We start from the raw sequence: 25,936 nt of genomic DNA, 5'->3' as shown, positions 1-25,936 counted from the left end.
CGGCCATCAGTTCACATGGCCGGTCATCAGTTCAGTCGTTCCGATGGTAGACCGCCCCACTGACAACGCCCCGCCCCGGGTCCGGATCCCGCCGCCGGTCCGGGTCCCGCCCGGGGTCCGAGGCCAGGACCTCCTCGTCGGGGCGCGGGTCGGCGGGCGCCGGCCCCCACCACGACACCGCCAGCGCCACCAGCACGTTCACGGCCAGCGCGACCGCCCCGGCGTTGACACCCCACACCGGATCGTTCTCGGTGAACACCAGACCGCACACCAGCGCACCGCCCGCAGCCAGCCCGCTGACCGCACCCCACAGCGTCAGCCGCCGCCACACCAGTCCCAGCAGGATCATGGGAACGAGCTGCGCCATCCCCTCGTACGAAATGAGCGACAGCCGCACCAGGGTGTTCGGCTCGGTGTAGGTCAGCACCAGTGCCAGCGTGCCCGCCGCGACCACCACGAGCTGCGCCGCCGTCTTCTGCCGGTCGGGCCGCTCGCGCAGCCGGGGGATCGTGCCCAGCACGCTCTTGCCCCACATGGTGCCGATGACCAGCATGAACACCGCCATCGGCACGATCGACGAGAGCGCCGCCGCGACCCCGATCACCCCGACCGCCCAGGCCGGCAGCGAGTCGACGACCAGCTTGAACAGCGCCAGGTTCGATCCCGGCCCCGTCAGCCCCGGCACGACGAACAGCGCCGCCATGCCCAGCAGCATGGGCACGAACAGCAGCACGTTGTAGAACGGCAGCAGCATCGCGTTGCGCCGCAGCGCGTCGGCGCTGCGCGCGCCCAGATAGCCCGCCACGGTCGTCGGGAAGATGACGACGGTCAGGGAGTTGAGGAAGCTGGTGGTGACGAACCAGCTTCCGCCCAGCCCGCTGCCGCCGTGCCCGGTGAAGGTGAGCCAGTCCGGCTTCTCCGCGACGATCCGGTCCAGGAACGGCCCGTAGCCGTCGAAGTAGTGCAGTGGCACGTACACGGCGAGAAAGCCGAGCGTGGCGATGACCAGGACGTCCTTGAGCACCGACACCCAAGCGCTGCCGCGCAGCCCGCTGACCACCACGAAGCCGGTCGTCACGGCGAAGGCGATGAAGTAGGCCCAGTTCAGGCTGATCGCCCCGTAGGAGATCGTCGAGACGACGACGCCCATGCCGGTGATCTGCAGCTGGATGTACGGGAGCAGGCACACGGTGGCCAGGATCGCCACCGCCGTGCCGAGCCAGGGGCGGCCGTAGCGGTGGGCCACCATGTCGGTGATGGTGACGAGGCCGTGGCGGCGGGCGTAGGACCAGAGCATCGGGCCGACGACGTAGCCGATCGCGTAGCCGCAGGACATGTAGGCGATGACGTAGAGGACGGGCGCGCCGTAGTTGTAGCCCCAGCCGGCGGCGCCCAGGTAGCTGAAGCTGGTGTATCCCTCGCCGGCCATCAGGACCCAGATGAAGACCGTGCCGAGGCTGCGGCCGCCCACCGACCATTCGGCGAGGCCGGTGGTGCGGCCGTGGCCGCGGACGGCCAGCAGGCCCAGGGCGACGGTCAGGACCATGAAACCGCCGAAGATCGCCGACGCGACGGCAGCGTTCGTGCTCACGCGCGGCCCCGCTTCCGGTCGCCCCGCCAGGCGAGGAAGACAGCGGCGGGCGTGAGCAGGGTGGCCAGCAACAGCCAGAAGAACAGGAACGGCAGACCGAGCACGGTCGGACGGACGCGGTCGACCAGGGGCAGGGCGCCCAGGTAGAGCACGTACGGGGCCAGCAGCCACAGCAAAGCGGGACGTTTCTTCACATGATCGACCCTAGGCCGTGCGGCGGGCCCTGGCCGTGCCTCGGGGTCACGCCCCCAGCAGCCGCGAGGCCGTGTAGATCACCAGCCCTGCCAGCGCGCCCACCACGGTGCCGTTGATCCTGATGAACTGCAGGTCCCTGCCGATGTGGGCCTCGATCTTGCGGGAGGTGTGTTCCGCGTCCCAGCCGGCCACCGTGTCCGTGATCAGCGCGGTGATCTCGTCCCGGTAGGTCGTCACCACATAGACGGCGGCGTCCTCCAGCCATCCGTCGACCTTCTGCCGCAGCCGCTCGTCGGCCGTCATCCGCGCGCCCAGCGAGAGGACCGAGGCCCGGGTGCGCAGCCGCAGCTCGCTGCGCTCGTCCTCCGCGGCCGCCACGATCATCGCGCGCACCGAGGACCACGCGGAGGCGATGATGTCCTGCACCTCGCCCCGGCCGAGCAGCTCCGACTTCAGCCGCTCGACACGCGCGCGTGTGTCGTCGTCCGACCGCAGGTCGTGCGCGAAGTCGGCCAGGAAGCGGTCGACCGCGCCGCGCGCCGGATGCTCGGGCATGTCGCGCATCTCCGTGACGAAGCGCAGCAGCTCCTTGTAGACGCGCTCGCCGACCTTGCGGTCCACGAAGCGCGGCGTCCATCCGGGAGCACCGCCGGTGACGGCCGCCATGACCGAGTCGCCATGGGTGACGAGCCAGTCGTGGGCCCGTACGCACACCAGGTCCACCGCCCTGTGGTGGCCGCCGTCCGCGACGATCCGCTCGAGCATGGCGCCGATGCCCGGCGCGATCTCGGCCGCGTCCGCCCGCCGGGTGATGGCCTCGCCGACGACCGCCTGGACGTCGGAGTCACGCAGGACGGTCAGCGCGCCGCGCAGCGCGGTGGCGAGCTCGGCGGTCACCCGGTCGGCGTGCGCGGGCTCGGCGAGCCAGGCACCGAGCCTGGAGCCGATGCCGACGGCGCGCAGCCGCAGCCGCACCACGTCGCCGGAGAGGAAGTTCTCGCCGACGAAGTCACCGAGGCTCTGACCTAGCTGGTCCTTCTTGGTCGGGATGATGGCCGTGTGCGGGATCGGCAGCCCCATGGGCCGCCGGAAGAGCGCGGTGACGGCGAACCAGTCGGCGAGCGCGCCGACCATGCCCGCCTCGGCGGCGGCCGCGACGAACGCGGCCCAGCCGCCGCCCCAGCCCGCCGTCTGCGCCCACTTCGCGAGCGCGTAGACGCCCGCGACGGCCAGCAGCAGGCCCGTCGCGAAAGCCTTCATCCGGCGCACTCCGCGCCGCTTCTCCTCGTCCGCCGCACTGTAGGTGAAACCGCCCGGCACAGCGGGCATCACTCCATCGGCGGCAATCGCACCGCCAGCGGCGGCAGCCGAATCCTCGTCATGGGACCGTTTCATCCGCACCACCCGTTCCGGCTGTCCTCACGTGCATTGTCCCTACCCGACCGACTCGGGGAACGGACGAAGAGTTCCCCGCGTCTGACATGTCGCCGCCGACATGTCACGTGCACGTGCCGCGTGGCTCTCGCCCCCCCCGACCGCCAGGTCAGCCCGGAGCCGCACGCTCCGCAGTCCCCAGGAGACAACCGCCCATGAAGAGGTCACCCCTGCCCCACGGCGCCGCGTACGCGGTGCTCGCCGCGCTGGTGGCCGTGGTGATCGTCGTCTCGACCGCGATATTCCTGACGGCCGGCGGGTCCGGCGACCGGCCCCCGGCCACCGCGCACGAGTCCCGGCGGTCGGCCGCGCCGGCCGCCACCGGCGGCTGGGTGGGCGCGTGGTCCACCTCTCCGGCGGCGGCCGAGCCCAACCGCCCCGACGGCCTGCCGGGCCGCTCCATCCGCAACGTGCTGCGCCCGACGCTCTCCGGCGACAGGGCCCGCGTCCAGCTCTCCAACCTCTACGGCACCCGGCCGCTGACCGTCAGCCACGCCTCCCTGGCCCTGGCGGCGGTGCCGGGCGGCCCCGCGGCCGTCCCGGGCAGCATGCGCGCGCTCACCTTCGGCGGGCGGCCCTCGGTGACCATCCCCGCCGGACGGGCGACCGTCAGCGACCCGGTCCGGCTCGCCGTCGGCTACGCGACCGACCTGATGGTGACGACCTACTCCCCCGCGCCCTCCGGCCCGGTCACCATCCACCCCTACGCCCGCCAGAGTGCCTACCTCGCGGACGGCGACCAGGTGGAGGAGACCGACGGCGACACGTACACGACCAAGAGCCCCTACTGGCGCTACGTCACCGCCGTGGACGTCTGGAGCACCGAGGCCCGCGGCTCGGTCGTGGCCGTCGGCGACTCCATCACCGACGGCGTGTCCTCCACGATCGGCGCCAACCGCCGCTGGACCGACTTCCTCGCCGCCCGGCTGCGCACCGAGTCCGGCGCCCCGCGCTACGGCGTGCTGAACCAGGGCATCAGCGGCAACCGCGTCCTCCTCGGCGGCCAGGGCACCTCCCCCGTGAACAACCCCAGCGCCCTGGAACGCTTCGACCGCGACGTGCTGTCCCGGACGGGCGTACGGGTCGTGGTCGTCGAGCTCGGCGTCAACGACATCCTGCGCCGCCCGAAGCAGACGGACCCCGGCCGGATCGTGGCAGGACTGCGACAGCTGGTGGACCGCGCCCACGCGCGCGGGGTGCACGTCATCGGCGCCACGCTGATGCCCTTCGGCGGGCACCGGGGCGTCGGGCCGGAGCAGGAGCTCGTGCGCCAGGCCGTCAACGCCGAGATCCGCGCCGGGCGCGTCTTCGACCATGTCGTCGACTTCGACCGGGTGCTGCGCAACCCGGCCAACCCGCAGCGCCTGCTGCCGGCGTACGACTGCGGCGATCATCTGCACCCCAGCGACGCCGGCTACCGGGCGATGGCCGAGGCCCTGGACCTCGACACGCTCAAGAGCAGGGTCCCCGCCACCGCCCTGTGAGCGACGGCGGGGAGCCTCCGGAGAAACGATCACTCCCCTCCGGAGGACCGATCACTCCAGCGACTCGCGGTCCCCTCGGCCCTCCCCGCGCCGCTCCTCCCGCAGCCGCTTGCGCTCCGCCTTCGTCTCCTTCCGGTCGACGCCGACGCCGCCCCAGAAGGCGAACCCGGTGACGCGCACCCTGGGCGAGCCCGAAGTGCCCGCGCCGGACGCCTTGTCGTCGAAACCGCCCATGACGCCGATGCCGCTGACGTGCACATCGAGCTCCGGCGGGACGATGACCTGCATGCCGCCCATGACGGCGATGCAGCGGATCACCACCTCGCGGTCCTCGAACCGCGCCTCGCGCAGATCGATCTCGCCACCGCCCCAGAACGCGAAGGCGGTGAAGACGCGGGGCACCGTCCAGCCGCCGCGCCGCTGGAAGCCTCCCATGACGCCCACGGCGCCCTTGGAGGTCGCCGGGCCCCCGACCCGTCCCGCCCAGCCCTCAGCGGCCCGCCCAGCCGTCCCGGCGGCCGTCCCGGAGGACACCGGGAGGTCCCGTACGAGCGGCTCCAGCTCGGCGCGCGTACGCGCCCGGTAGGCGGCGTCCAGACGCTCCTCGAACTCCTCCATGTCCAGCCGGCCCTCGGCCACGGCCTCGCGCAGCACCTCGGCGACCCGCTCCCGCTCGGCGTCGGATGCCCGCATCTCAGGAAGTTCGCTCATCATGGCGACAGCGTAGAGGCCCTACCCCACGGGCCGTCCGGCGTACAACCTGGCGATGACGTCCTCGATGTCCGGCTCGCGCACCGACAGGTCCACCAGCGGATACCGCTCGGCCACGGCGGCCACGACCGGCGCCGCGCTCTGCGAGGCGGGGAACGCCAGCCACTGCCGGGGCCCTTCGACCTTCACCGTCCGCGCGCCGGGCACCCCCTCGATGGGCGGGAGTTCGCGTTCCAGGTCGACGACGAGCATCCGCTCGCTCCTGCCCACCGCGTGCAGTCCGTCCAGCCCGCCGTCGTGGACGAGCCGGCCGTGGTCGATGACCATCACCCGCTTGCAGAGCTGCTCGATGTCCGTCAGGTCGTGCGTCGTCAGCAGCACGGTCGTACCCCGCTCGGCGTTCACGTCCCTCAGGAACCCCCGGACCTTCGCCTTGCTCACCACGTCGAGCCCGATGGTCGGCTCGTCGAGGTAGAGCACATCGGGGTCGTGCAGCAGGGCGGCCGCGATGTCCCCGCGCATCCGCTGCCCGAGCGAGAGCTGCCGTACCGGCACCTCCAGCAGCTCGCCGAGGTCCAGCAGTTCGACGCACCGCTCCAGATTGGCGCGGTAACGGGCGTCGGGAATGCGGTACATGCGGCGCACCAGCCCGTAGGAGTCGCGCAGCGGCAGGTCCCACCACAGTGTCGTGCGCTGCCCGAAGACCACGCCGATGCGGCGGGCCAGCCTGGTGCGCTCGCGGGAGGGATCGATGCCCGCGACGCGCAACCGTCCGCCGCTGGGCGTGAGGATGCCGGTCAGCATCTTGATGGTGGTGGACTTCCCGGCCCCGTTGGGCCCGATGTAGCCGACCATCTCCCCGCGCGGCACCCGGAAGCTGATGCCGTCCACCGCCCGGACCTCGCGCCGCTCGCGCCGCAGGAAGCCCGTCCTGCGGCGTACGTCGAAGACCTTCTCCACGCCGTCGAGCTCGATGAAACCGTCCACCGCCGCCGTCAACTCCCCGTACTCCGATAGCTCCGCAGCCCCACCCGCCACGCCAGCCCGGCAGCCGCGCAGCACACCAGCGCCACCAGGGGCGAGGCGAAGTCCACACAGCCCGGCAGCCCCAGTGGGTCGTCACGGCCCAGAACGCGCAGCGCGGGCAGCCAGTTGACGAAGGCGAGGGGGACGACGAAGGTCACCCCGCGCACCAGGTCGGAGGCGAAGACCGTGGGCGGGTACTGCAGCAGGGTCGTCCCGCCGTAGGTGAACGCGTTCTGTACCTCCGAGGCGTCCTGGGCCCGGAACTGGAACGCCGCGCCCGCCACGAAGACCGCCCCGAAGATCAGCGCTCCGCTGACGACCATCACCGGGACGAGCACCACGGCCGCCGGCGTCCAGTCGACGTCCACCCGCGTCAGCGACCACCCCAGCAGCAGCGCCCCCTGGCTGACCCGCCCCAGCCGCCGCAGCGCGAAGCGGTCGGCGGCCACCTGCGCGAGGACGGGCGCCGGCCGCACCAGCAGCGTGTCCAGCGTGCCGTCGCGCACCCGCCTGCCGAGGCGGTCCATGTTGCCGAGCGCGAGGTCGGCGAGACCGAAGGAGGTGCTCGTCGTGCCGTAGAGGAAGGCCACTTCGGGCAACGAGAAACCGCCGAGCGCGTCGACGTGCGAGAACATGATGACGATGGCGACGAAGTCGAGAGCGGTGGCGGCGAAGTTGCCCGCCGCCATCATCACGAAGGACGCCCGGTACGCCATCGTCGAGCGCACCCACATCCCCACGACGAGGCCGTAGGAGCGCAGCCCGTCCGCGTACCGGTACGCGCGCGTGTCAGCCACCTTGCACCACCACCTTCCGCGTGGCCGCCCGCTGCAGCAGCCGGCCGGCGGCGAGCAGGAGCACCGCCCACCCCACCTGGAAGGCCAGCGCCCGCACCAGCCCCGCCCCGTGGTGCCTGCCCAGCAGGACGTCCGCCGGGACCTGCAGCAGCGCCGCCCACGGCAGCGCCCTGGCGACCTCGCCGAAGGCACCGGGAAAGACGTTCAGCGGCAGCAGCGTCCCGGAGAAGAACATGCACAGCAGCGCGCTGAGCATGCCGACGCCCGAGCCGTCCAGCAGCCAGAAGGAACACAGCGCCACCAGGTAGCGCAGCGCGAAGCCCACCACGAGACCGACGGACACCGACAGCAGGAACCACAACCACGTCAGGGCGTCGTCCGGCAGGGCCAGTTCGAAGGCCAGCGCACCCACCGTCAGCGGCACGACGCCACGCCCCAGCAGCTGGAACGCCGCCCGCCCCAGATCGGCCGCCAGCCACCACCCCTGCAGGTCCGCCGGCCGGTAGAGGTCGACCGCGATGTCACCGGAGCGGATGCGCTCCTGCAGTTCCTCCTGGAAGCCGCCGCCGATCAGGGAAGCGGCCGACAGCAGCGCCTGGCCGATCCAGACGAACGTCAGTGCCTGCGCCTGGTCGTAGCCGCCCAGATGCGGCCGCTCGTTCCACAGGGCGATGTAGGTGTAGGCGACGATAAAACCGAAGACCGTATTGGTGAACACCCCGGCGACGGTGGCCACCCGGTACGTGGCGTGCCTCCGGAAGCCGCTGACCGCGACAGCCGCGTACAGCCGCATCCCCGGATCTCCTCCTCGTCGCCGAAGCGCACGAGCCTAGCCCCACGTGTCGTCCCGGAACCACGGATTTTCACCCCTTGGAGTGGTCGGCCTGGCCTGAACGGCCCTTACGGAGCTGTCAAACGTGCGCTGCGACCTTCAGCCGGAATGCTTGATGCGACAGTGTCTTTCCGGGCGTACGACGCAGTTCGGAACCGCCTGACACGACACCGCTCCGCCGGGGCCGCACAACCCCGGCGGCAGCCGAGGAGTCCCAGGAGACATGAGCGACGAGCAGTCACAGCGGTCCACCGGTGCCGGCCACGCGCCGCCCCGGTGGGCGCCGAGAGGGGAAGCCGGTGCGTCACCCGGCGACGGGGGCCGCCCCCGGCGCACGGGGTGGCGGCGGCTCGTACCCACCTGGCGCATGGTGCTCGGCGGCTTCCTGCTGATCGTGCTCCTGATCGTGGGCGGGCTGGTGGCCGGCTACCTGCTGGTCGACATCCCCCCGGCCAACAAGGCCGCCGTCGCGGAGAGCAACGTCTTCCTCTACTCCGACGGCTCGCAGCTCGCCCGCGACGGCGAGGTCAACCGCGAGAGCGTGCCGCTGAGCAGGGTGCCCAAGGACGCACAGCACGCCGTACTCGCCGCCGAGGACCGCGACTTCTACTCCGAGTCCGCGGTCAACCCCGAGGCGATGCTCCGCGCCGCCTGGAACACTGCCACAGGCAAGGGCAAGCAGTCGGGTTCGACCATCACCCAGCAGTACGTCAAGAACTACTACCTCGGCCAGGAACAGACCATCAGCCGCAAGGTGAAGGAGTTCTTCATCGCGATCAAGCTGGACCGCGAGGAGAGCAAGAACGACATCCTCGAGGGCTACCTCAACATCAGCTACTTCGGGCGCAACGCCTACGGCATCCAGGCCGCCTCCCAGGCGTACTACAGCAAGGACTCCGACAAGCTCACCACCGCCGAGGGCGCCTACCTCGCCACCCTCCTCAACGCCCCCAGCCTCTACGACGTCGGCCTGCACCCGGAGAACAGGCCGCGCGCGCTGGCCCGCTGGAACTACGTCCTCGACGGCATGGTGAAGAAGAAGTGGCTCGGGCAGAGCGAGCGCGCGCAGATGAAGTTCCCGAACCCCGGCAAGACCAAGCCACGGCTGAGCATGACCGGACAGCGCGGCTACCTCGTCGAGGCGGTCAAGGACTACCTCACCGGCAACAAGATCATCGATGAGACGACGCTGGCCGCCGGCGGCTACCGCATCACCACGACGATCGACCGGAAGAAGCAGAACGCTTTCGTCGACGCCGTGCGCGACCAGCTGATGGACGACCTCAGCGACGAGCGCAAGGTCGACCGGTACGTACGGGCAGGCGGCGCCTCCATCGACACGAAGACCGGCAAGGTCGTCGCCCTCTACGGCGGCATCGACTACACCAAGCAGTACGTCAACAACGCCACCCGGCGCGACTACCAGGTCGGCTCGACCTTCAAGCCGTTCGTCTTCACCTCGGCCGTGGACAACGGGGCGACCACCCAGCAGGGCCGCGTCATCACGCCCAACACCGTCTACGACGGCACCGACAAGCGCCCCGTGCAGGGCCCCGGCGGGCCCGTCGGGTACGCCCCCGAGAACGAGGACGGCAGGTCCTACGGCCCGATCACCGTCACCAAGGCCACCGACCTGTCCGTCAACTCCGTCTACGCGCAGATGGCCCAGGACGTCGGCCCCTCCGACGTCAGGGCCACGGCCGTCGCCCTCGGCATCCCGGCGAAGACCCCCGACCTGACCGCCACCCCCTCCATCGCCCTGGGCGTCGCCACCGCCAGCGTCCTGGACATGACCCAGGCCTACGCGACCCTCGCCAACCACGGCAGGCACGGCCCGTACACACTGGTCGAGTCGGTGTCCAAGACGGGCGAGGACGTCCAGCTGCCGGACGGCAAGGACACCAAGCAGGTGGTGACGCGCGAGGCCGCCGACACCACGACGTCGATCCTGCAGAGCGTCGTGGAGAGCGGCACCGGCCGGCGCGCGCAGGCCGCCGGCCGGCCGGCGGCGGGCAAGACGGGCACGGCGGAGGAGGACAAGGCCGCCTGGTTCGCCGGCTACACCCCCGACCTGGCGACCGTCGTCGCCGTGATGGGCCAGGACCCCGACACCGGCGACCAGAAGCCGCTGTACGGCGCCGCCGGGGAGGCCCGCATCAACGGCGGCGACTACCCGGCGCGGATCTGGGCGGCCTACACGGCCGACGCCCTCGAGGGCACCGAGGCCACGGACTTCGACCTGGAGCTGCAGAGCGGCGCGGGCACGCCGATGCTCGAGCCGACGCCGACGTCGGCACCGCCGACCGTCCCCACCGCCCCGCCGACGACGCTCCCGCCCACCGGGCCGCCGGTGACCCAGGGCCCGCCGGACCTGCCGGACTTCACGCTGCCGCCGGTCACCCCGCCGGGGTTCCCGACGCCTCCCGGACCGCCCACGTTCGGCCCCCCGCCGAACGACAAGGAGCGACACCCGGAGCACCGGGGCGCCGGCGACCTCCTGGGGTACGACTACTGAGAGCAGCGGTAAGGGCGTACTGAGGAAAGCGGTAGGGGCGGAGGCAGCCGGCGTCAGTGGCCCGACGTCGCCTTCAACCCGACGACCGCCACCAGCAACAGCACGATGAAGAAAACCCGCGCGGCGGTCACCGGCTCGCCCAGCACCGTCATGCCGAGCACCGCCGCGCCTGCCGCGCCGATGCCGACCCAGACGCCGTACGCCGTGCCGATCGGCAGCGTCTTCGCGGCCTGCGCGAGCAGCAGCATGCTGGCGACGATGCCGGCGACAGTGAACACGCTCGGCCACAGCCGGGTGAAGCCCTCGGTGAATTTCATGCCGATCGCCCAGCCGACCTCGAGCAGACCGGCGAGAGCGAGCAGGACCCATGCCATGACGGCACCTCCGGTGGAAACGACTCTCCAGGGGTGCGTCGTCTTGTCCTGACCCGGTACGGCGCGTCTCGTCGGGTACCTACGACCCTAACAAACTCAGAGGTAGAGCCCCGTGGAGTCCTCCGCCCCCTCCAGGCGCTCCGCCGCCACCGCGTGCAGGTCCCGCTCGCGCATCAGCACGTACGCGACCCCGCGGACCTCCACCTCGGCGCGGTCCTCCGGGTCGTACAGCACCCGGTCGCCCGGCTCGACCGTACGCACGCTCTGCCCGACCGCGACGACCTCGGCCCAGGCCAGCCGACGGCCCACCGCCGCCGTCGCCGGAATGACGATGCCGCCGGTGGACCGGCGCTCGCCCTCGGGGATGTCCGTCCGCACCAGAACGCGGTCGTGGAGCATCCGGATGGGCAGCTTGTCGTGGGTGGTGTTCGTACTCACGCGAAGACCGTACCTGTCCGGGCACGGGCGCGAAGCCACAGGGCCGCCATCCGGCCCGAACCGGTCACCGGCCGGTCACCGACCGGTTACGGCTTGCGGCGGCGCGACGAGGCCGTCAGCAGGCCCACGACGCCCACGGCCAGCATGGCCACCGGGACGATCCGCTCCAGGCGCGGGGCGCCGTCCTCGGTGGTGAAGCGCGAGCGCACCTCGGAGACGAACCGGTTCGCCGCCACATAGGCGCGGCCCGCCGTGTGGTCCACCTTCGAGGCCACCTTCGCCTTGGCGTCCCCAATGATCGTCCTGGGGTGCATCCGCACCCCGATCTCGTCGAGCGTCACGGCGAGCTCCTGCCGCCGGCGGGCGATGTCCGCCTCGATCTGCGCAGGGGTCCTGGCTTCCGCCACCGCGCTGCCTCCGTCTCGTCGATAAGAATGATGAAGAGTGATGACTACAGTCTGTCAGCTCCCCCGGGGTCACGCCCCGCGGCACCCCCGATCCGTGACCTGACTACCCTCGGGACCGTAACCACGACCTGTCGAGGAGAGCCATGAGCGAGCGACTGCAGCCCGGCGACACCGCACCCGCCTTCACCCTGCCCGACGCGGACGGCAAGCAGGTGTCCCTCGCCGACTACGCCGGCCGCAAGGTCATCGTCTACTTCTACCCCGCCGCCCTGACCCCCGGCTGCACCAAGCAGGCCTGCGACTTCACCGACAACCTCGACTTCCTCGCCGGGCACGGCTACGACGTCATCGGTGTCTCCCCGGACAAGCCGGAGAAGCTCGCCAAGTTCCGCGAGAAGGAGACCCTGAAGGTCACGCTCGTCGGCGACCCGGACAAGAACGTGCTGGAGGCCTACGGCGCCTTCGGCGAGAAGAAGCTGTACGGCAAGACCGTCACGGGCGTCATCCGCTCGACCGTGATCGTCGACGAGGAGGGCAAGGTCGAGCGCGCCCTCTACAACGTCAAGGCCACCGGCCACGTCGCGAAGATCATCAAGGACCTGGGGCTGTAGCACCCCGCGGGCACGGCGTCTCCTCGGGCTCGTCCCCGGCCTCCGGCAGGTCGAGGACGGCCTGGGCGCCGCCGCCCTCCGCCTCCCCGAACGCCAGCCGGGCCCCGAGCACCGCCGCCTGGCCCACCGCGATCGTCAGCCCCAGTCCGTGGCCCGTGCCGCGCTCCGGCGCGGCCGTCCGGAACCGGCGCGGCCCCTGGTCCACAAGCCCCGGCGGGAAGCCGTCGCCGTGGTCCCGGATCACGATCCGGGTGCCCTCCACCGTGATCTCGATCGGCGGACGGCCGTGCTTGGCGGCGTTGGCGAGGATGTTGACCAGAATCCGCTCCACGCGACGGGCGTCGGTCGCCACGATCCGGCCCTCGCCGATCACCTCGACCGCCACGTCGTCCACACCGCGCTGACCGCGCGCCCGCTTGACGATGCCGCGCACCAGCGACGGCAACTCGACGGCGTCGAGCTGGGCGCTCTCCACACCGGCGTCCAGGCGCGAGACCTCGAGCAGGTCCTCCACCAGCGCACGCATCGTCTGCGCGCGCTCCTGCACCATCTCCACGGCGCGCGGATGCGGCAGCAGCTCCGCCGACGCCACCAGTCCGGCCACCGGCGTGCGCAGCTCGTGCGCCACGTCCGCGGTGAACTGTCGCTCCGCCGAGACCCGCGCCGCCAGCGACATCGCCATGTGGTGCACCGACCGGCCCAGCTCGGCCACCTCGTCCCGGCCGTCGCTGTGCAGCGCGTCGGCGTCCGGCGCCTCGCCCGACGCGATCCGGCGGGCCGCCGCGGCGCTCAGCCGCAGCCGCCGCGACAGGCTCTGCGCGACGAACCACGCCACCACCGCCATCAGCGCCACCGTCGCGGCTCCGGCCACCACCAGCGCCTTGTCGAGCGCGGCCTGCAGCGGATCGCGGTTGGGGTAGGAGGCCGAGATCGACAGCACCTTGTCGTCCCCGACGCCGGTGGCGGCCCACACCCGCGGGTCGTCGCCGCCGCTGATGTACGTGCCCGACTGCCCCTTGGCCACCGCCTGGGCCAGCGGGAACGGCAGGGTCGAGTCGTCCAGCTGCGCGCCCAGGGCGAGGGTGCCGTCACGCTGGTAGATCTGCAGGGCGGAGCTGAGCAGCCCGTCCTGGTAGGCGAGGGCCTGCCGGTCGCGCTCCAGGCCCGAGATGTGGTGCACCGCGACGCCCAGGACCACGACGGCCAAGGCGGTGACGAAGGAGATCGCGAGCGCGATCCGGCCACGAATACCCATCACGCGATCGGGAACACCTCAGTGTGCTCCCCCTTGGGGGTGGCACCCGTGTACGTGACCTCCAGGGCGGTGAACGCCACCAGCCCGTCCACCTCCTTGGGCCCGAACAGCCGCAGCCGCGCCGGGAAGGACTTGCCCGCCGCCGCGCCGGCCGCGCCGCTGGAGACCTGCACCACGCCGCTGCCGGCCGCGCCGGCCGCCGTGTAGTCGTCCCACTGGATGGCGCTGGCCACCCGGCCGGCGGTGGAGCAGTCGAGGGTGATGATCGTCGGCTCGAGCACCGGCTCGCCCACGCCGCAGTCGCGCACTCCGGGCATCTCGCGCGAGTCGGAGTCCTCGACCTCGACCTGTGACTCCCGCTCGGCGGCGCGCGACTTCTGGGCGGCGGCGGTCTTCGGCGCGTCGTCCACGACGCGCGCGCGGTCCGTGGCACCGGCCAGCCAGACCCCGCCGGGCACCAGCACGGCCGCTCCCGCGAGGATCGCCACAACGGTGCGCATGCCCGCCCAACGAGCCACGGCGCGGTCGGTCATCGGCTCTCTTCCTCGATCACGTGCGGGTGTCCGTCCACGGGCTGTCCACTCCCGCTCTGAGGGACGGAGAAACGGGGCGGCGCGTTCCCTCCCGGAGACATCCGGTTCCCGCCCGGGGGCAGCACGCTTCCCGCCACGCGCGCGTGCCAAGTGGCCCGGGAGCGGCCCGCCCCGCCCCGGGCTGCTTCCCAACTGCCGTGCGCGGGCCGATACGATGGCCGTGGCGAGCGGCCGTGATGGAATTGGCAGTCATGCTGGGTTTAGGTCCCAGTGGGGTAACACCCGTGAGGGTTCGAGTCCCTCCGGCCGCACCTGGAACGAAGGGCCGTCCCGCGCATCCGGCGGGGCGGCCCTTTCACGTTCGCCGGGTGGGCGTCTGCTCAGCCCCGGAGGCCGTCCGGTCGACCCGGCGGCCGCCCCCTCAGCCCAGCAGCTCGCGCACCACCGGCACCAGTGCCCGGAACGCCTTGCCCCGGTGGCTGATGGCGTTCTTCTCCTCCGCCGTCATCTCGGCGCAGGTGCGCGTCTCGCCCTGCGGCTGCAGGATCGGGTCGTAGCCGAAGCCGCCCGAGCCCGTCGGCTCGTGCCGCAGGGTGCCCTCCAGGCAGCCCTCGACGACGCGCTCGGTGCCGTCCGGCAGGGCGAGGGCGGCGGCGCAGGCGAAGTGGGCGCCGCGGTGCTCCTCAGCGATGTCGGAGAGCTGGGCGAGCAGCAGGTCGAGGTTGGCCTTGTCGTCGCCGTGGCCGCCGGCCCAGCGGGCGGAGAAGATGCCGGGGGCGCCGTTGAGGACGTCGACGCAGAGGCCGGAGTCGTCGGCGACGGCCGGGAAGCCGGTGGCGCGCGCGAGGGCGTGGGCCTTGAGGAGGGCGTTCTCGGCGAAGGTGACGCCGGTCTCCTTGACGTCCGGGATCTCGGGGTAGGCGTCGGCGCCGACGAGTTCGACGTCGAGGCCGGCGTCGGCGAGGATCGCGCGGAGCTCGGTGACCTTGTTGGCGTTGCGGGTGGCGAGGATCAGGCGCTTCATGGGGTGATTATCCCGGGGCCGCTGTCCCGGGGACGGTGCGGCCCCGGAACGGGAGCGTCCGTTACAGGGTGCGGGCGAGGGCCTCGCGCTGGGCGGCGTCCAGGGAGGTGCAGCCGGCGACCGCCAGGTCGAGGAGGCTGTTGAGCTCCTCGCGCGCGAAGGGCTCGGCCTCGGCGGTGCCCTGGACCTCGACGAAGCGGCCGTCGCCCGTGCACACGACGTTCATGTCGGTCTCGGCGCGCACGTCCTCCTCGTAGCAGAGGTCGAGCAGCGGGATGCCGCCGACGATGCCGACGCTGACGGCGGAGACGGTGCCGGTCAGCGGCTGGCGGCCGTGCTTGATGAGCTTCTTGCCCTGGGCCCAGGTGATGGCGTCGGCGAGGGCGACGTAGGCGCCGGTGATGGCGGCGGTACGGGTGCCGCCGTCGGCCTGGAGGACGTCGCAGTCGAGGACGATCGTGTTCTCGCCGAGGGCCTTGAAGTCGATGACCGCGCGCAGGGAGCGGCCGATGAGGCGGGAGATCTCGTGCGTGCGGCCGCCGATCTTGCCGCGGACGGACTCGCGGTCGCCGCGGGTGTTGGTGGAGCGGGGCAGCATCGCGTACTCGGCGGTGACCCAGCCCTCGCCGGAGCCCTTGCGCCAGCGGGGCACGCCCTCGGTGACACTGGCGGTGCAGAAGACCTTGGTGTCGCCGAAGGAGACGAGGACGGAGCCTTCGGCGTGCTTGCTCCAGCCGCGCTGGATGGTCACGGGGCGGAGCTGGTCGGGGGTACGGCCGTCGATGCGAGACATGGTGATGAGCCTATCCGCACAACAGAGGGCCCCGTTCCGGTTGGCTGACAACCGATACGGGGCCCTCTGTGAGAAGCCTGGGGGGCTCAGCTCACAGCATGTCCTCGATCTCGCCGGCGATCGGGTCGGCGTCGGTGCCGATGACGACCTGGATGGCGGTGCCCATCTTCACGACGCCGTGCGCGCCGGCGGCCTTGAGGGCGGCCTCGTCGACGAGGGAGGGGTCGGCGACCTCGGTGCGGAGGCGGGTGATGCAGCCCTCGACCTCTTCGATGTTGTCGATGCCGCCGAGGCCGGCGACGATCTTCTCAGCCTTGCTGCTGGCCATGTGCACTCCTGGTTGTCTCAGCCCTTCGGCGGTTCCGCCGACCGGCTTTCACACGGTAACCCACGTATAGCCCAACTATGCGGGCGTATGTCCGTCATCTAACGAAAGATGGCGACCACCCGGCATCACTGTCCCGGAGGCCCTCGAAGGGCGACCGGGAGGTCCGCCACCGCACCGCAAGTGGTCTACACCAGTATGCCAGCAGCTGGAGGACACGGATGAGCTCGATCGCCGCGGCGGAACCGCGCAAGCGCAAGCGGCTGCACGGCCTCTTCCAGGGGCTGCAGAAGATGGGCCGCAGCCTGCAGCTGCCGATCGCCGTCCTTCCCGCCGCCGGCATCCTGAACCGGCTCGGCCAGCCGGACGTCTTCGGTCGGGACGGACTGGGGTGGACGGACGTCGCCAAGGTGATGGCCGGCGCGGGCGGAGCGCTGCTGGATTCCTCGCTGGGCCTCCCCCTGCTGTTCGCCGTCGGTGTGGCGATCGGCATGGCGAAGAAGTCGGACGGCTCCACGGCGCTCGCGGCGGTGGCGGGCTTCCTCGTCTACTACGCGGTGCTGCACCAGTTCCCGGAGGACTGCCCCGCCGGGGCCAAGCACACGCCACTGGGGCTGCTGAGCGGGGTCTGCGTCACCACGGCCGGCACGCCCGCCGCGGCCTCGTACCAGAACCCCGGCGTGTTCGGCGGCATCGTCATGGGTCTGCTGGCGGCCTGGTTCTGGCAGCGCTACCACCGGGTGAGGCTGGTGGACTGGCTGGGCTTCTTCAACGGCCGCAGGCTGGTGCCGATCATCATGGCGTTCGTCGGGATCGTGTTCGCCGCGCTGTGCCTGTGGATCTGGCCGCCGGTGGGCGACGCGCTGACGAACTTCAGCGAGTGGCTGTCCGACGTCGGCGCCGCCGGCGCGGGCATCTTCGGCGTCGCGAACCGCGCGCTGCTGGTGGTCGGGCTGCACCAGTTTCTCAACGTCTTCGTGTGGTTCCAGTTCGGCGACTACACCAAGCCGGACGGCACGGTGGTGCACGGCGACATCAACCGCTTCCTGGCGGGTGACCCGAACGCCGGCCAGTTCACCTCCGGCTTCTTCCCCATCATGATGTTCGCGCTGCCGGCCGCCGCCCTGGCGATCACACACTGCGCGCGCCCGGAGCACCGCAAGACGGTGGGCGGCCTGATGCTCTCGGTGGGCCTGACGTCGTTCGTCACGGGCATCACCGAGCCGATCGAGTACTCCTTCCTCTTCATCGCGCCGCTGCTGTACGTGGTGCACGCGCTGCTGACGGGCGTCTCGATGGCGGTGACCTGGGGACTGGGGGTGCACGACGGCTTCAGCTTCTCGGCCGGACTGATCGACTACGTCATCAACTGGGGGCTGGCTACCAAACCGTGGCTGATCATTCCGATCGGGCTGGGCTTCGCGGTGGTCTATTACGCGATCTTCCGCTTCGCCATCACCTTCTTCGATCTGCCGACCCCGGGACGGGAACCGGAGGAGCTGGCGGAGGAAATCGAGAAGGAGAACGTCAAGTAAAGAGGGGGAGGCAAGTAAAGGGGGCGTGGGAAGAGGGGACGGGCGGAAGAGGGACGGGCGGGAAGAGGCCCGGCAATCAACGTGTTGTGAGGGCGGTGTGACGCAGCGCCGATGCCTCACGCCGTCTTTACGCCTGTGGCCCACACCACTCGGAAGTGTGGATTCCTTAATGCCCGACTCCCGTGCTACAACAGGTCTAAACCACTAGTGGTGTAGACCAAATGCGGGCCGTCCCCCATCCCCCCGAGCGCCCGCCTCACCTGGAGGAATCCGATGAGTACGGCAGCCAAGGCGGCGAAGGCGGCGCCTGAAGAGGCGGCACCGGAAAAGAAGAAGCGCGGCGCGGGAGCCATGGCGATCGCCCAGCGTATCGGTCGCAGCCTCATGCTGCCCGTCGCGGTGCTCCCCGCGGCCGCGCTGCTGGTGCGCCTGGGCAACAACGACATGCTCGGCCGTGAGTCCTTCCCGGCCTTCATCACCAAGATCGCCGGCTACATGGCGGCCGGCGGCAACGCGCTGCTGGGCAACATGGCGCTGCTGTTCGCCGTCGGTGTGGCGATCGGCTTCGCCAAGAAGTCCGACGGCTCCACCGCGCTCGCGGCGGTCACCGGTTACCTGGTCTTCAAGAACGTCCTGGCCACCTTCACCGACAGCAACCTGCCGAAGGTCGCCGCGGTGGTGGACGGCAAGATCGTCATGAACGCGGCGCCGGTCGACGCCGGCGTCCTCGGCGGCGTGGTCATGGGCATCGTGGTGGCGCTGCTCTACCAGCGCTACCACCGCAAGAAGCTGCCCGAGTGGCTGGGCTTCTTCGGCGGCCGCCGCCTCGTGCCGATCGTCTCGGCCTTCGCCGGTCTGGTCATCGGCATCGTCTTCGGTCTCATCTGGCCGGTGCTGGGCACGGGTCTGCACAACTTCGGCGAGTGGCTGGTCGGCTCGGGCGCCGTGGGCGCGGGCATCTTCGGTCTCTTCAACCGCGCGCTGATCCCCGTCGGCATGCACCACCTGCTCAACTCCTTCCCGTGGCTGCAGGCCGGTGAGTACAACGGCAAGCACGGCGACATCGCCCGCTTCCTCGCCGGTGACCCGAACGCCGGTCAGTTCATGACCGGCTTCTTCCCGATCATGATGTTCGCCCTCCCGGCCGCGTGCCTGGCGATCGTCCACTGCGCCCGCCCGGAGAACCGCAAGCTGGTCGGCGGCATGATGTTCTCGCTCGCGCTGACGTCCTTCGTCACCGGTGTGACCGAGCCGATCGAGTTCACCTTCATGTTCATCGCCCCGGCGCTCTACGCGGTGCACGCGGTGCTCACCGGTGTCTCGCACGCCCTGACGTGGGCGCTCGGCATGAAGGACGGCTTCGGCTTCTCGGCCGGCGTCATCGACTTCCTGCTGAACCTGGGCATCGCCACCAAGCCGTGGATGCTGATGCTGGTGGGTCTGGGCTTCGGTGCCCTGTACTACGCGATCTTCCGCTTCGCCATCCTGAAGTGGAACATCCCCACCCCGGGCCGCGAGCCCGAGGAGGAGAAGGAGACGGCGAAGGCGTAATCCGCCTGCTGCTGTTCACTTTCGCCAGAGAGCGGAACAGCGGAAGAGCCGAAAAGACGAAGCCCCGGAACGTCGTTCCGGGGCTTCGCCCATTTGCGGGCAGGCGAGTTCCAAACCTCCGGCCTGCTCCAATCCTCCGGCCTGCTCTAACCCCCCGGCCGGCTCTGATCCTCCGGCCTGCGCACCTCGTACACCGCGCCCGCGTGCGCCAGCTCCGCCGGGCCGTCGTAGACGGAGCGCGCGTCGCGCAGGTTGGTGAGCGGGTCCGTCCACGGCGGGATGTGGGTCAGTACGAGCCGCCCCGCCCCGGCCCGCGCGGCGCACTCGCCGGCCTCCAGGCCGTTGAGGTGGAGGTCGGGGATGTCCTCCTTGCCGTGCGTGAAGGACGCCTCGCACAGCAGCAGGTCCGTGCCCCGGGACAGCTCGTGCAGTGCCTCGCACGGGCCGGTGTCGCCCGAGTACACCAGTGACGAGCCGTCGTGCTCCACCCGGAACGCGAACGCCTCGACGGGATGGCTCACGCGGGCCGTGCGGATGGTCAGGGGGCCGAGGGTGAAGGTGCCCGGGGCGAGCGTGCGGAAGTCGAAGACCTCGCTCATGCAGGCCTCGTGGGGGACGTCGCCGTAGGCGGTGACGAGCCGCTGCTCCGTGCCTTCCGGACCGTAGACGGGTATGGCGTCGGCCCGGCCGCCCTCGTGGCGGTAGTAGCGGGCCACGAAGTAGCCGCACATGTCGATGCAGTGGTCCGGGTGCAGATGCGACAGCAGCACGGCGTCGAGGTCGTAGAGACCGATGTGGCGCTGCAGCTCGCCGAGGGCGCCATTGCCCATGTCGAGGAGGAGCCGGTAGCCGTCGGCCTCCACCAGATAACTCGAGCAGGCCGATTCCGTGGACGGGAACGAGCCCGAGCATCCGACGACGGTGAGCTTCATGCGGGCCTGAACCTCCGTGGGCTGGTTACGGGGGGCCATGCGGTGCAGTCGAGGGTAAGGCGAGAAGCGGGCGGGGGCTCCCCGAGCGGGGGGCGTGTGGGCGGAATCACCAGGACGGACGTGACATCCGCCGGAGGCGGACAGCGCACGGGCCCCGGCCGCGCACGGGTCGAGCGCGGCCGGGGCCCTGGAGGACGAGGGACGGGTAACCGTACGAGGCAGGTGGTGCGGACGGGCAGTGGTACGTGCGTACGGGCACGGGCACAGGTGTGAGCACGGCGCGGGTGGTGCGCGGCGGTGGCCGGTCTCCTACAGGGGACGGTGCCGTTCGGCCCGGTCCAGCGTGTCCATGAAGCGCTGGAAGCGCTCGGCCGACTCCTTGCTGCCGGCCGTCACCGTGAACACCTCGGGCGACATGAACGCCGCGAGCCGCTCACGGGTCTCAGGGGCGAGCGCATCCCACGCCGCCCTGTCCAGCCGTGACTGCGCCGCAGTTTCCGCACTGCCAGTTTCCATTGTTGAGTTGCCTCATGTCCGAAGATCCACATGCGGGACAGTTCATGTGCGTCTCCTACGTGATGATGTCAGCCGCTTCCCAACATCGGTAGTAGCAGTTCATCCGTGCACAGTTCTGTCTTTTACGGACCGGCGCGGACGGGCACGAACGGGCGGCGCCCCGCGCTACGCCCAGAGACTGCCGTGCAGCGCCTCGACCGCCTCGTCCGTGGTGGCAGCGGTGTAGACGCCGGTGGACAGGTACTTCCAGCCGCCGTCGGCCACGATGAAGACGATATCGGCGCTCTCGCCGGCGCGTACCGCCTTACGGGCGACACCCAGCGCGGCGTGCAGCACGGCACCGGTGGAGACGCCCGCGAAGATGCCCTCCTCGGCGAGGAGTTCGCGGGTGCGGCGGACCGCATCCTCGGACCCCACGGAGAAGCGGGTGGTGAGCACGGTCTCGTCGTAGAGCTCGGGCACGAAGCCCTCGTCGAGGTTGCGCAGACCGTAGACGACGTCGTCGTAGCGCGGCTCGGCGGCGACGATCCGCACGTCGGGCTTGTTCTCGCGCAGGTAGCGGCCGACGCCCATCAGCGTGCCGGTGGTGCCGAGACCGGCCACGAAGTGGGTGATCCCGGGGAGGTCGGCGAGGATCTCGGGGCCGGTGCCGGCGTAGTGGGCCCCGGCGTTGTCGGGGTTGCCGTACTGGTAGAGCATCACCCAGTCGGGGTGCTCCCGCGCGAGCTCCTTGGCCATGCGCACGGCCGTGTTGGAGCCCCCCGCGGCGGGTGAGGGGATGATCTCGGCGCCCCACATGGCGAGCAGCTGCCGCCGCTCCTCGCTGGTGTTCTCGGGCATCACGCACACCATGCGATAGCCCTTGAGCTTCGCCGCCATGGCGAGGGAGATGCCGGTGTTGCCGGACGTCGGCTCCAGGATCGTGCAGCCGGGGGTCAGCCGTCCGGCCTTCTCCGCCTGCTCGATCATGAACAGGGCGGGGCGGTCCTTGACCGAGCCGGTGGGGTTGCGGTCCTCCAGCTTGGCCCAGAGGCTGACCGACTCGGACGGGGACAGGCGCGGCAGGCGGACGAGCGGGGTGTTGCCCACCGCGGCCAGGGGGCTGTCGTAGCGCACCGGCTGCCCGATCAGACCATGCCGCCGGCGACGGCCGGGAGGATGGTGACGCTGTCGCCGTCGCTGAGCTCGGTGGCGATTCCGGCGAGGAAGCGGACGTCCTCGTCGTTGAGGTAGACGTTCACGAAGCGGCGCAGCTCGCCGCCGGCCGCCTCGTCGACGAGGCGCTCACGGATGCCCTTGTGCCGGGTGTCGAGGTCCTTGAAGAGCTCGTCGAGCGTGGCGCCGCTGCCCTGGACGGTCTTCCGGCCGTCGGTGTGGGTGCGGAGGATGGTGGGGATGCGGACCTCGATGGCCATGGGTGTGTGCTCCTGTCGGAGTGCGGGAGGTTCCTGGTTCCTGAGGGAGAACTGTGGGCGCATCGTATCGATTCCCCGTGCGCGATCCGTATGTTCGTCCCGGTATGTGGAACCTGCGGTCTTGCTGAGTGGTCTTGCCCGGTGGTCATGCCCAGTGGTCTGGTTCCCGTGGCGGGCGACTGCCTCAGGGGGCGGGGACCACCTCGACGTCCTCTTCGGTGACCTTGCCGTCGACGATCCGGAACGAGCGGAACTGGAAGGGGCCGCCGCCGTCCGTGTCCGCCGTGGAGACCAGGACGTAGTGCGCGCCGGGCTCGTTGGCGTAGGAGATGTCGGTGCGGGAGGGGTAGGCCTCGGTCGCGGTGTGGGAGTGGTAGATGACCACCGGCTCCTCGTCGCGGTCGTCCATCTCGCGGTAGAGCTTGAGCAGGTCCGTCGAGTCGAACTCGTAGAACGTGGGCGAGCGGGCGGCGTTGAGCATCGGGATGAACCGCTCGGGGCGGTCGCTGCCTGCCGGGCCGGCGACCACGCCGCACGCCTCGTCGGGGTGGTCGGCGCGGGCGTGTTCGACGATCCGGTCGTACAGGGCCTGGGTGATGGTCAGCATGCGCCCAGAATAGAAGGGGTGTGCAACGCATAGCCCTGTTCCGGTGTTTCAGGAGTATGACCAATTCTTCTGCTTCTGGTTCTTCTCCTTCCGGTTCCCCCGCTTCCACCTCTCCTTCCGCCCCTCCTTCCCCCTCTCCTTCCGACGGCCGTGGCGCTCTGTCCGGGCCGGCCGTGGTCGTCGACCCCTATTCGTCCGGTATGTACTTCGCGCCCGCGTTCCGCGAGGCCGGCATACCGGTGGTCGCGGTGCTGTCCCGGCCGCCGATCGAGGTGTACACGTCGTCCTGGCACCCCGAGGACTTCGACGAGGTGATCCAGTACGACGGCGATCTCGCCGCGGTGGCCGCGCGGCTCGAGGAGCTGGGCGCGCGGTGCGTGGTCGCCGGTACGGACACCGGCGTCGAGCTCGCGGAGCGGCTGGCGGCCGCGGTCACCCCGGACCGGGCCAACGTCCCCGCGCTGCTCGCGGCGCGGCGCGACAAGGGCGAGATGGCCGCGGCCACGGCCAGGGCCGGCCTTCCGGTCATCGAGCAGATCTGCACGGACGACGTGCGCGAGGTCGAGGCCTGGATCGCCGCGCGGGGGCTGGCGGGGCGTGATCTCGTGATCAAGCCGCCGAGGAGCGCGGGCACGGACGGCGTCGTGCGCATACCCGGCGGCGAGGGCTGGCGGGAGGCGTTCGAGGCACAGCTCGGGAAGCTCAACCAGTGGGATGTCCTCAACGACCGCATGCTGGTCATGGAGTACGCCACCGGCACGGAGTTCGTCGTGGACACCTTCAGCCATGGCGGCGAGCACACGGTCACCGACGTCACCCGCTACACCAAGATTGACAACGGTCCGCACATGGCCGTCTACGACACGATGGAGTGGCTGGCCCCGGACGACCCAGTGGTACCCGGGCTGGTCGAGTACGCCCGGGGTGTCCTCGACGCGGTCGGGATGCGCTTCGGCGCGGCCCATGTGGAGATCATGCTCACGGACGCCGGGCCCCGGCTGATCGAGGTGAACGCCCGGCCGCACGGCGGCGGCCAGCCGCGGTTCTGCCGGCATGCCACGGGCGACAGCCAGATCGACCGGACGGTGCGCAGCCTGCTCCCGGCGGAGAGCGCGCGGATACCCGCTCACTACGAGCTGCTGCGGCACACGCTGGTGGTGTTCCTGATCAGCCGTTCGGCGGGCGTCGTCCGCAACGCCGAGGTGTTCGACGGTGTCGCCGATCTGGCCTCCCTGCACCATGCCGCCGTCCAGGTGCGCAACGGTCAGCGCCTCGGGGTGACCCAGGACCTGCTGGAGACGCTGTCGCTGGGCTTCGTCGTGCTGGCCCACGAGGACCGGGAGCGGGTCTGGGACGACTACCGCGCGGTGCGGCGGATGGAGGAGAAGCTCGTGCTCGAGCCCGTCGGGGAGGACCGGCCGTAACGGCCGTGCCGCGGGTTGCCCGGCAGGCGCTGTGCAACCCGCGGGGACGCCCCGGTGTTCCTTTTGATGAGTGTCGAAAGCCCGTACGGGCCCTGAGGAGGACGGGATTCATGACGGGATTCATGGACGACTTCGCGTCGTTGACCGCTACCCGGCTTGCCGAGCTGATCCGCAGCCGTGACGTCTCACCGGTGGAGGCCGTACGGGCGAGCCTCGACCGCATCGAGCAGTACAACCCCGTGGTGAACGCCTTCGTCACCGTCTGCCGCGACGAGGCGTTGGCCGCGGCCGAGCGGGCCGAGCAGGAGATCCTCTCAGGCGCCGATCTGGGGCCGCTGCACGGTGTGCCGATCGGGGTGAAGGACCTCGACCCCGTGGCCGGGGTGCGGGCGACGCGCGGTTCGCTGCTGTTCGCCGAGGACGTGCCGAAGGACACGATCCTGTGCGTGGACCGGCTGCTGGACGCGGGCGCGATCGTGGTGGGCAAGACCAACACTCCCGAGTTCGGGTTCAAGGCGACCACCGACAACGCCCTGTTCGGGCCCACCTCCACGCCCTTCAACCCCGCGATGAACGCGGGCGGTTCCTCCGGCGGCAGCGCCGCCGCCGTCGCCTCGGGGATGGTTCCGCTGGCCCAGGGCTCCGACGCGGGCGGATCGCTGCGGGTGCCCGGCGCCTTCTGCGGTGTCTTCACGATGATGACGACCTTCGGACGGGTGGCCGTGCCGGCCGGGCCGAACGCGTTCCGCCGGCTCAACCCCATGGTTTGCTACGCCCCTCTGGCCCGGACGGTCGAGGACGCGGCCCTCGGTCTTGACCTGATGTCGGGGCCGCACCCGCGGGATCCCTACTCCTTCCCCGTCACCGATTCGCTCGCCTCCGCGCTGGCGCCCTCGCTGGCCGGGATGCGGATCGCCTACAGCCCCGATCTCGGGGGCTATCCGGTGGAGCCTGAGGTCGAGAGCCTGGTGCGGGCCGCGCTGCCCGCCCTGAAGGAGGCCGGGGCCGAGGTCGTCGAGGTGGACTTCCGGCTCCCGATGCCGCACGCAGAGCTGACCGCGATGTGGCGGCGCTATCTGTCCCTCGCGCACGCGGAATCCGCCGAGGTCAGCAGGAGGATGGGCATCGATCTGCTCGGCGACGCCCGGATCGACCCCGCGTACCTCGACAGCGTGCGCGTGGGCGCGGCGCTGAGCGCCGTCGACTTCCGGCTCGGCGATCTGCTGCGCACCGAGGTGCTGGACACCTTCGAGAACGTCTTCGACGACTTCGACCTGATCGTCAGCCCGGTCAACTCGGTGGCGGGGATACCCAATGACACCACCCGCACCACGGTCGGCCCCCGGGAGATCGCGGGCGAGAAGGTCGACGAATTCGTCGGCTGGTCGATGACCAGCCCCTTCAACTTGATCGGCAGCCCCGCCGCGACGGTGCCTGTCGGCCGGGCCGGCAACGGCGTCCCCGTAGGCCTGCAGCTCGCGGCACGGCGGCACGACGACCGGACCGTGGTGCGCGGTGCCGCGGCCCTCCAGGACCGGCTGCCGTGGCAGGGCCTCTACCGGGAGCTCGAGAAGTCCCTCGCCGCCCATGTGTGATCCCGCCTTCGGGCGG

The 25,936-nt window shown here is 70.9% G+C and carries 27 protein-coding genes, 1 tRNA gene and 1 riboswitch; of the genes, 8 read left to right on the top strand and 20 right to left on the bottom strand.

All coding sequences use genetic code 11. The features are described 5' to 3' along the window. Positions 1–31: 31 nt before the first annotated feature. Genes ACIG36_RS00380 through ACIG36_RS00370 form a run of 3 tightly spaced genes read right to left on the bottom strand, consistent with a single transcriptional unit; the run spans position 32 to position 3,115 of the window. Positions 32–1,546 (bottom strand): sodium:solute symporter, encoded by a 1,515-nt coding sequence (locus ACIG36_RS00380; RefSeq protein ID WP_399922078.1) that lies wholly within the window; start codon positions 1,544–1,546, stop codon positions 32–34. Between the two features lie 41 nt (positions 1,547–1,587). Then, positions 1,588–1,785 (bottom strand): DUF3311 domain-containing protein, encoded by a 198-nt coding sequence (locus ACIG36_RS00375; RefSeq protein WP_399919591.1) that lies wholly within the window; start codon positions 1,783–1,785, stop codon positions 1,588–1,590. Positions 1,786–1,831: 46 nt separating this feature from the next. Continuing rightward, the gene (locus ACIG36_RS00370) at positions 1,832–3,115 is read right to left on the bottom strand and encodes a DUF445 domain-containing protein (protein WP_399919588.1); all 1,284 of its coding nucleotides are present in this window, start codon (positions 3,113–3,115) and stop codon (positions 1,832–1,834) included. A 260-nt stretch (positions 3,116–3,375) separates the two neighbouring features. On the opposite strand from ACIG36_RS00370, the gene ACIG36_RS00365 reads away from it, so the two are divergent. Then, a complete protein-coding gene (locus ACIG36_RS00365; protein WP_399919586.1) occupies positions 3,376–4,704 on the top strand; it encodes a GDSL-type esterase/lipase family protein in 1,329 nt (442 codons plus the stop codon). Between the two features lie 51 nt (positions 4,705–4,755). Here the strand turns inward: ACIG36_RS00365 and ACIG36_RS00360 are convergent, their stop codons facing one another. The 4 genes from ACIG36_RS00360 to ACIG36_RS00345 are packed head-to-tail and all read right to left on the bottom strand — an operon-like array spanning position 4,756 to position 8,031. Then, positions 4,756–5,418 (bottom strand): DUF1707 domain-containing protein, encoded by a 663-nt coding sequence (locus ACIG36_RS00360; RefSeq protein ID WP_399919584.1) that lies wholly within the window; start codon positions 5,416–5,418, stop codon positions 4,756–4,758. Positions 5,419–5,436: 18 nt separating this feature from the next. Then, a complete protein-coding gene (locus ACIG36_RS00355; protein WP_399919582.1) occupies positions 5,437–6,453 on the bottom strand; it encodes an ATP-binding cassette domain-containing protein in 1,017 nt (338 codons plus the stop codon). Continuing rightward, a complete protein-coding gene (locus ACIG36_RS00350; RefSeq protein ID WP_399922075.1) occupies positions 6,411–7,175 on the bottom strand; it encodes an ABC transporter permease in 765 nt (254 codons plus the stop codon). The genes ACIG36_RS00355 and ACIG36_RS00350 overlap by 43 nt, the downstream gene beginning before the upstream one ends. Positions 7,176–7,230: 55 nt before the next feature. After that, positions 7,231–8,031: an ABC transporter permease gene (locus tag ACIG36_RS00345; protein WP_399919580.1), complete on the bottom strand. Its 801-nt coding sequence runs from the start codon at positions 8,029–8,031 to the stop codon at positions 7,231–7,233. Positions 8,032–8,293: 262 nt separating this feature from the next. Here ACIG36_RS00345 and ACIG36_RS00340 point away from each other — a divergent pair, with 262 nt between their 5' ends. Then, the gene (locus ACIG36_RS00340) at positions 8,294–10,585 is read left to right on the top strand and encodes a transglycosylase domain-containing protein (protein WP_399919579.1); all 2,292 of its coding nucleotides are present in this window, start codon (positions 8,294–8,296) and stop codon (positions 10,583–10,585) included. 53 nt (positions 10,586–10,638) lie between these two features. Here ACIG36_RS00340 and ACIG36_RS00335 read toward each other — a convergent pair whose 3' ends face one another. The 3 genes from ACIG36_RS00335 to ACIG36_RS00325 all read right to left on the bottom strand — a co-directional run bounded on the left by ACIG36_RS00335 (position 10,639) and on the right by ACIG36_RS00325 (position 11,804). Further along, entirely contained in the window at positions 10,639–10,959 is a 321-nt protein-coding gene (locus tag ACIG36_RS00335) for a DMT family transporter (protein ID WP_399919577.1), read from the bottom strand. 32 nt (positions 10,960–10,991) lie between these two features. Continuing rightward, positions 10,992–11,058: riboswitch (guanidine-III (ykkC-III) riboswitch) on the bottom strand. Beyond that, a complete protein-coding gene (locus ACIG36_RS00330; RefSeq protein WP_049719557.1) occupies positions 11,056–11,358 on the bottom strand; it encodes a co-chaperone GroES in 303 nt (100 codons plus the stop codon). It overlaps the preceding riboswitch by 3 nt. A 125-nt stretch (positions 11,359–11,483) precedes the next feature. Continuing rightward, positions 11,484–11,804, bottom strand: coding sequence for a DUF3618 domain-containing protein (locus tag ACIG36_RS00325; protein ID WP_399919575.1), 321 nt, complete (start codon positions 11,802–11,804; stop codon positions 11,484–11,486). 143 nt (positions 11,805–11,947) lie between these two features. Here ACIG36_RS00325 and bcp point away from each other — a divergent pair, with 143 nt between their 5' ends. Continuing rightward, positions 11,948–12,415 (top strand): thioredoxin-dependent thiol peroxidase, encoded by a 468-nt coding sequence (gene bcp / locus ACIG36_RS00320; protein ID WP_399919573.1) that lies wholly within the window; start codon positions 11,948–11,950, stop codon positions 12,413–12,415. On the opposite strand, the gene ACIG36_RS00315 is transcribed toward bcp, so the two are convergent. Further along, on the bottom strand, positions 12,396–13,670 hold the full coding sequence (locus tag ACIG36_RS00315; RefSeq protein ID WP_399922072.1) for a sensor histidine kinase: 1,275 nt from the start codon (positions 13,668–13,670) through the stop codon (positions 12,396–12,398). The two genes, bcp and ACIG36_RS00315, sit on opposite strands and share 20 nt — an antisense overlap. Continuing rightward, positions 13,670–14,203 carry a hypothetical protein gene (locus ACIG36_RS00310; protein WP_399919572.1) on the bottom strand — a complete coding sequence of 178 codons (534 nt, stop codon included), beginning with the start codon at positions 14,201–14,203 and terminating at the stop codon, positions 13,670–13,672. The genes ACIG36_RS00315 and ACIG36_RS00310 overlap by 1 nt, the downstream gene beginning before the upstream one ends. Before the next feature lie 227 nt (positions 14,204–14,430). Between ACIG36_RS00310 and ACIG36_RS00305 the strand changes: the two genes are divergently transcribed. After that, a tRNA-Leu gene (locus tag ACIG36_RS00305) sits at positions 14,431–14,514 on the top strand. A gap of 110 nt (positions 14,515–14,624) precedes the next feature. On the opposite strand, the gene rdgB is transcribed toward ACIG36_RS00305, so the two are convergent. From rdgB to ACIG36_RS00290, 3 genes are all read right to left on the bottom strand, one after another. Next, positions 14,625–15,227 (bottom strand): RdgB/HAM1 family non-canonical purine NTP pyrophosphatase, encoded by a 603-nt coding sequence (rdgB, locus tag ACIG36_RS00300; RefSeq protein ID WP_399919570.1) that lies wholly within the window; start codon positions 15,225–15,227, stop codon positions 14,625–14,627. 61 nt (positions 15,228–15,288) lie between these two features. Next, on the bottom strand, positions 15,289–16,020 hold the full coding sequence (gene rph, locus ACIG36_RS00295; protein WP_399919568.1) for a ribonuclease PH: 732 nt from the start codon (positions 16,018–16,020) through the stop codon (positions 15,289–15,291). Positions 16,021–16,111: 91 nt separating this feature from the next. Beyond that, positions 16,112–16,348, bottom strand: a complete 237-nt coding sequence (locus tag ACIG36_RS00290) for a glucose PTS transporter subunit EIIB (protein ID WP_399919566.1) — start codon at positions 16,346–16,348, stop codon at positions 16,112–16,114. A gap of 218 nt (positions 16,349–16,566) precedes the next feature. On the opposite strand from ACIG36_RS00290, the gene ACIG36_RS00285 reads away from it, so the two are divergent. Together ACIG36_RS00285 and ACIG36_RS00280 are read left to right on the top strand one after the other, a co-directional pair. Then, entirely contained in the window at positions 16,567–17,880 is a 1,314-nt protein-coding gene (locus ACIG36_RS00285; RefSeq protein ID WP_399919564.1) for a PTS transporter subunit EIIC, read from the top strand. Between the two features lie 273 nt (positions 17,881–18,153). Further along, complete coding sequence (locus ACIG36_RS00280; protein WP_399919563.1) at positions 18,154–19,431, top strand: PTS transporter subunit EIIC; 1,278 nt, start codon at positions 18,154–18,156, stop codon at positions 19,429–19,431. Positions 19,432–19,577: 146 nt separating this feature from the next. On the opposite strand, the gene ACIG36_RS00275 is transcribed toward ACIG36_RS00280, so the two are convergent. From ACIG36_RS00275 to ACIG36_RS00255, 5 genes are all read right to left on the bottom strand, one after another. Then, positions 19,578–20,363, bottom strand: a complete 786-nt coding sequence (locus ACIG36_RS00275) for an MBL fold metallo-hydrolase (protein ID WP_399919561.1) — start codon at positions 20,361–20,363, stop codon at positions 19,578–19,580. A 442-nt stretch (positions 20,364–20,805) separates the two neighbouring features. Beyond that, positions 20,806–20,895 (bottom strand): hypothetical protein, encoded by a 90-nt coding sequence (locus ACIG36_RS00270; RefSeq protein ID WP_399919559.1) that lies wholly within the window; start codon positions 20,893–20,895, stop codon positions 20,806–20,808. Between the two features lie 149 nt (positions 20,896–21,044). After that, complete coding sequence (locus ACIG36_RS00265) at positions 21,045–21,995, bottom strand: PLP-dependent cysteine synthase family protein (RefSeq protein WP_399919557.1); 951 nt, start codon at positions 21,993–21,995, stop codon at positions 21,045–21,047. A gap of 11 nt (positions 21,996–22,006) precedes the next feature. Continuing rightward, the gene (locus ACIG36_RS00260) at positions 22,007–22,294 is read right to left on the bottom strand and encodes a MoaD/ThiS family protein (protein ID WP_399919555.1); all 288 of its coding nucleotides are present in this window, start codon (positions 22,292–22,294) and stop codon (positions 22,007–22,009) included. A 184-nt stretch (positions 22,295–22,478) separates the two neighbouring features. Further along, positions 22,479–22,901, bottom strand: a complete 423-nt coding sequence (locus ACIG36_RS00255; RefSeq protein ID WP_399919553.1) for a Mov34/MPN/PAD-1 family protein — start codon at positions 22,899–22,901, stop codon at positions 22,479–22,481. 173 nt (positions 22,902–23,074) lie between these two features. On the opposite strand from ACIG36_RS00255, the gene ACIG36_RS00250 reads away from it, so the two are divergent. Continuing rightward, positions 23,075–24,325: an ATP-grasp domain-containing protein gene (locus tag ACIG36_RS00250; RefSeq protein ID WP_399919552.1), complete on the top strand. Its 1,251-nt coding sequence runs from the start codon at positions 23,075–23,077 to the stop codon at positions 24,323–24,325. Between the two features lie 110 nt (positions 24,326–24,435). Further along, a complete protein-coding gene (locus ACIG36_RS00245) occupies positions 24,436–25,920 on the top strand; it encodes an amidase (RefSeq protein WP_399919550.1) in 1,485 nt (494 codons plus the stop codon). Positions 25,921–25,936: the final 16 nt, after the last annotated feature.

Source organism: Streptomyces sp. NPDC053048 (assembly GCF_044547045.1).
GTDB lineage: Bacteria > Actinomycetota > Actinomycetes > Streptomycetales > Streptomycetaceae > Streptomyces.
This window is presented reverse-complemented; position numbering and strand designations above follow the sequence as displayed.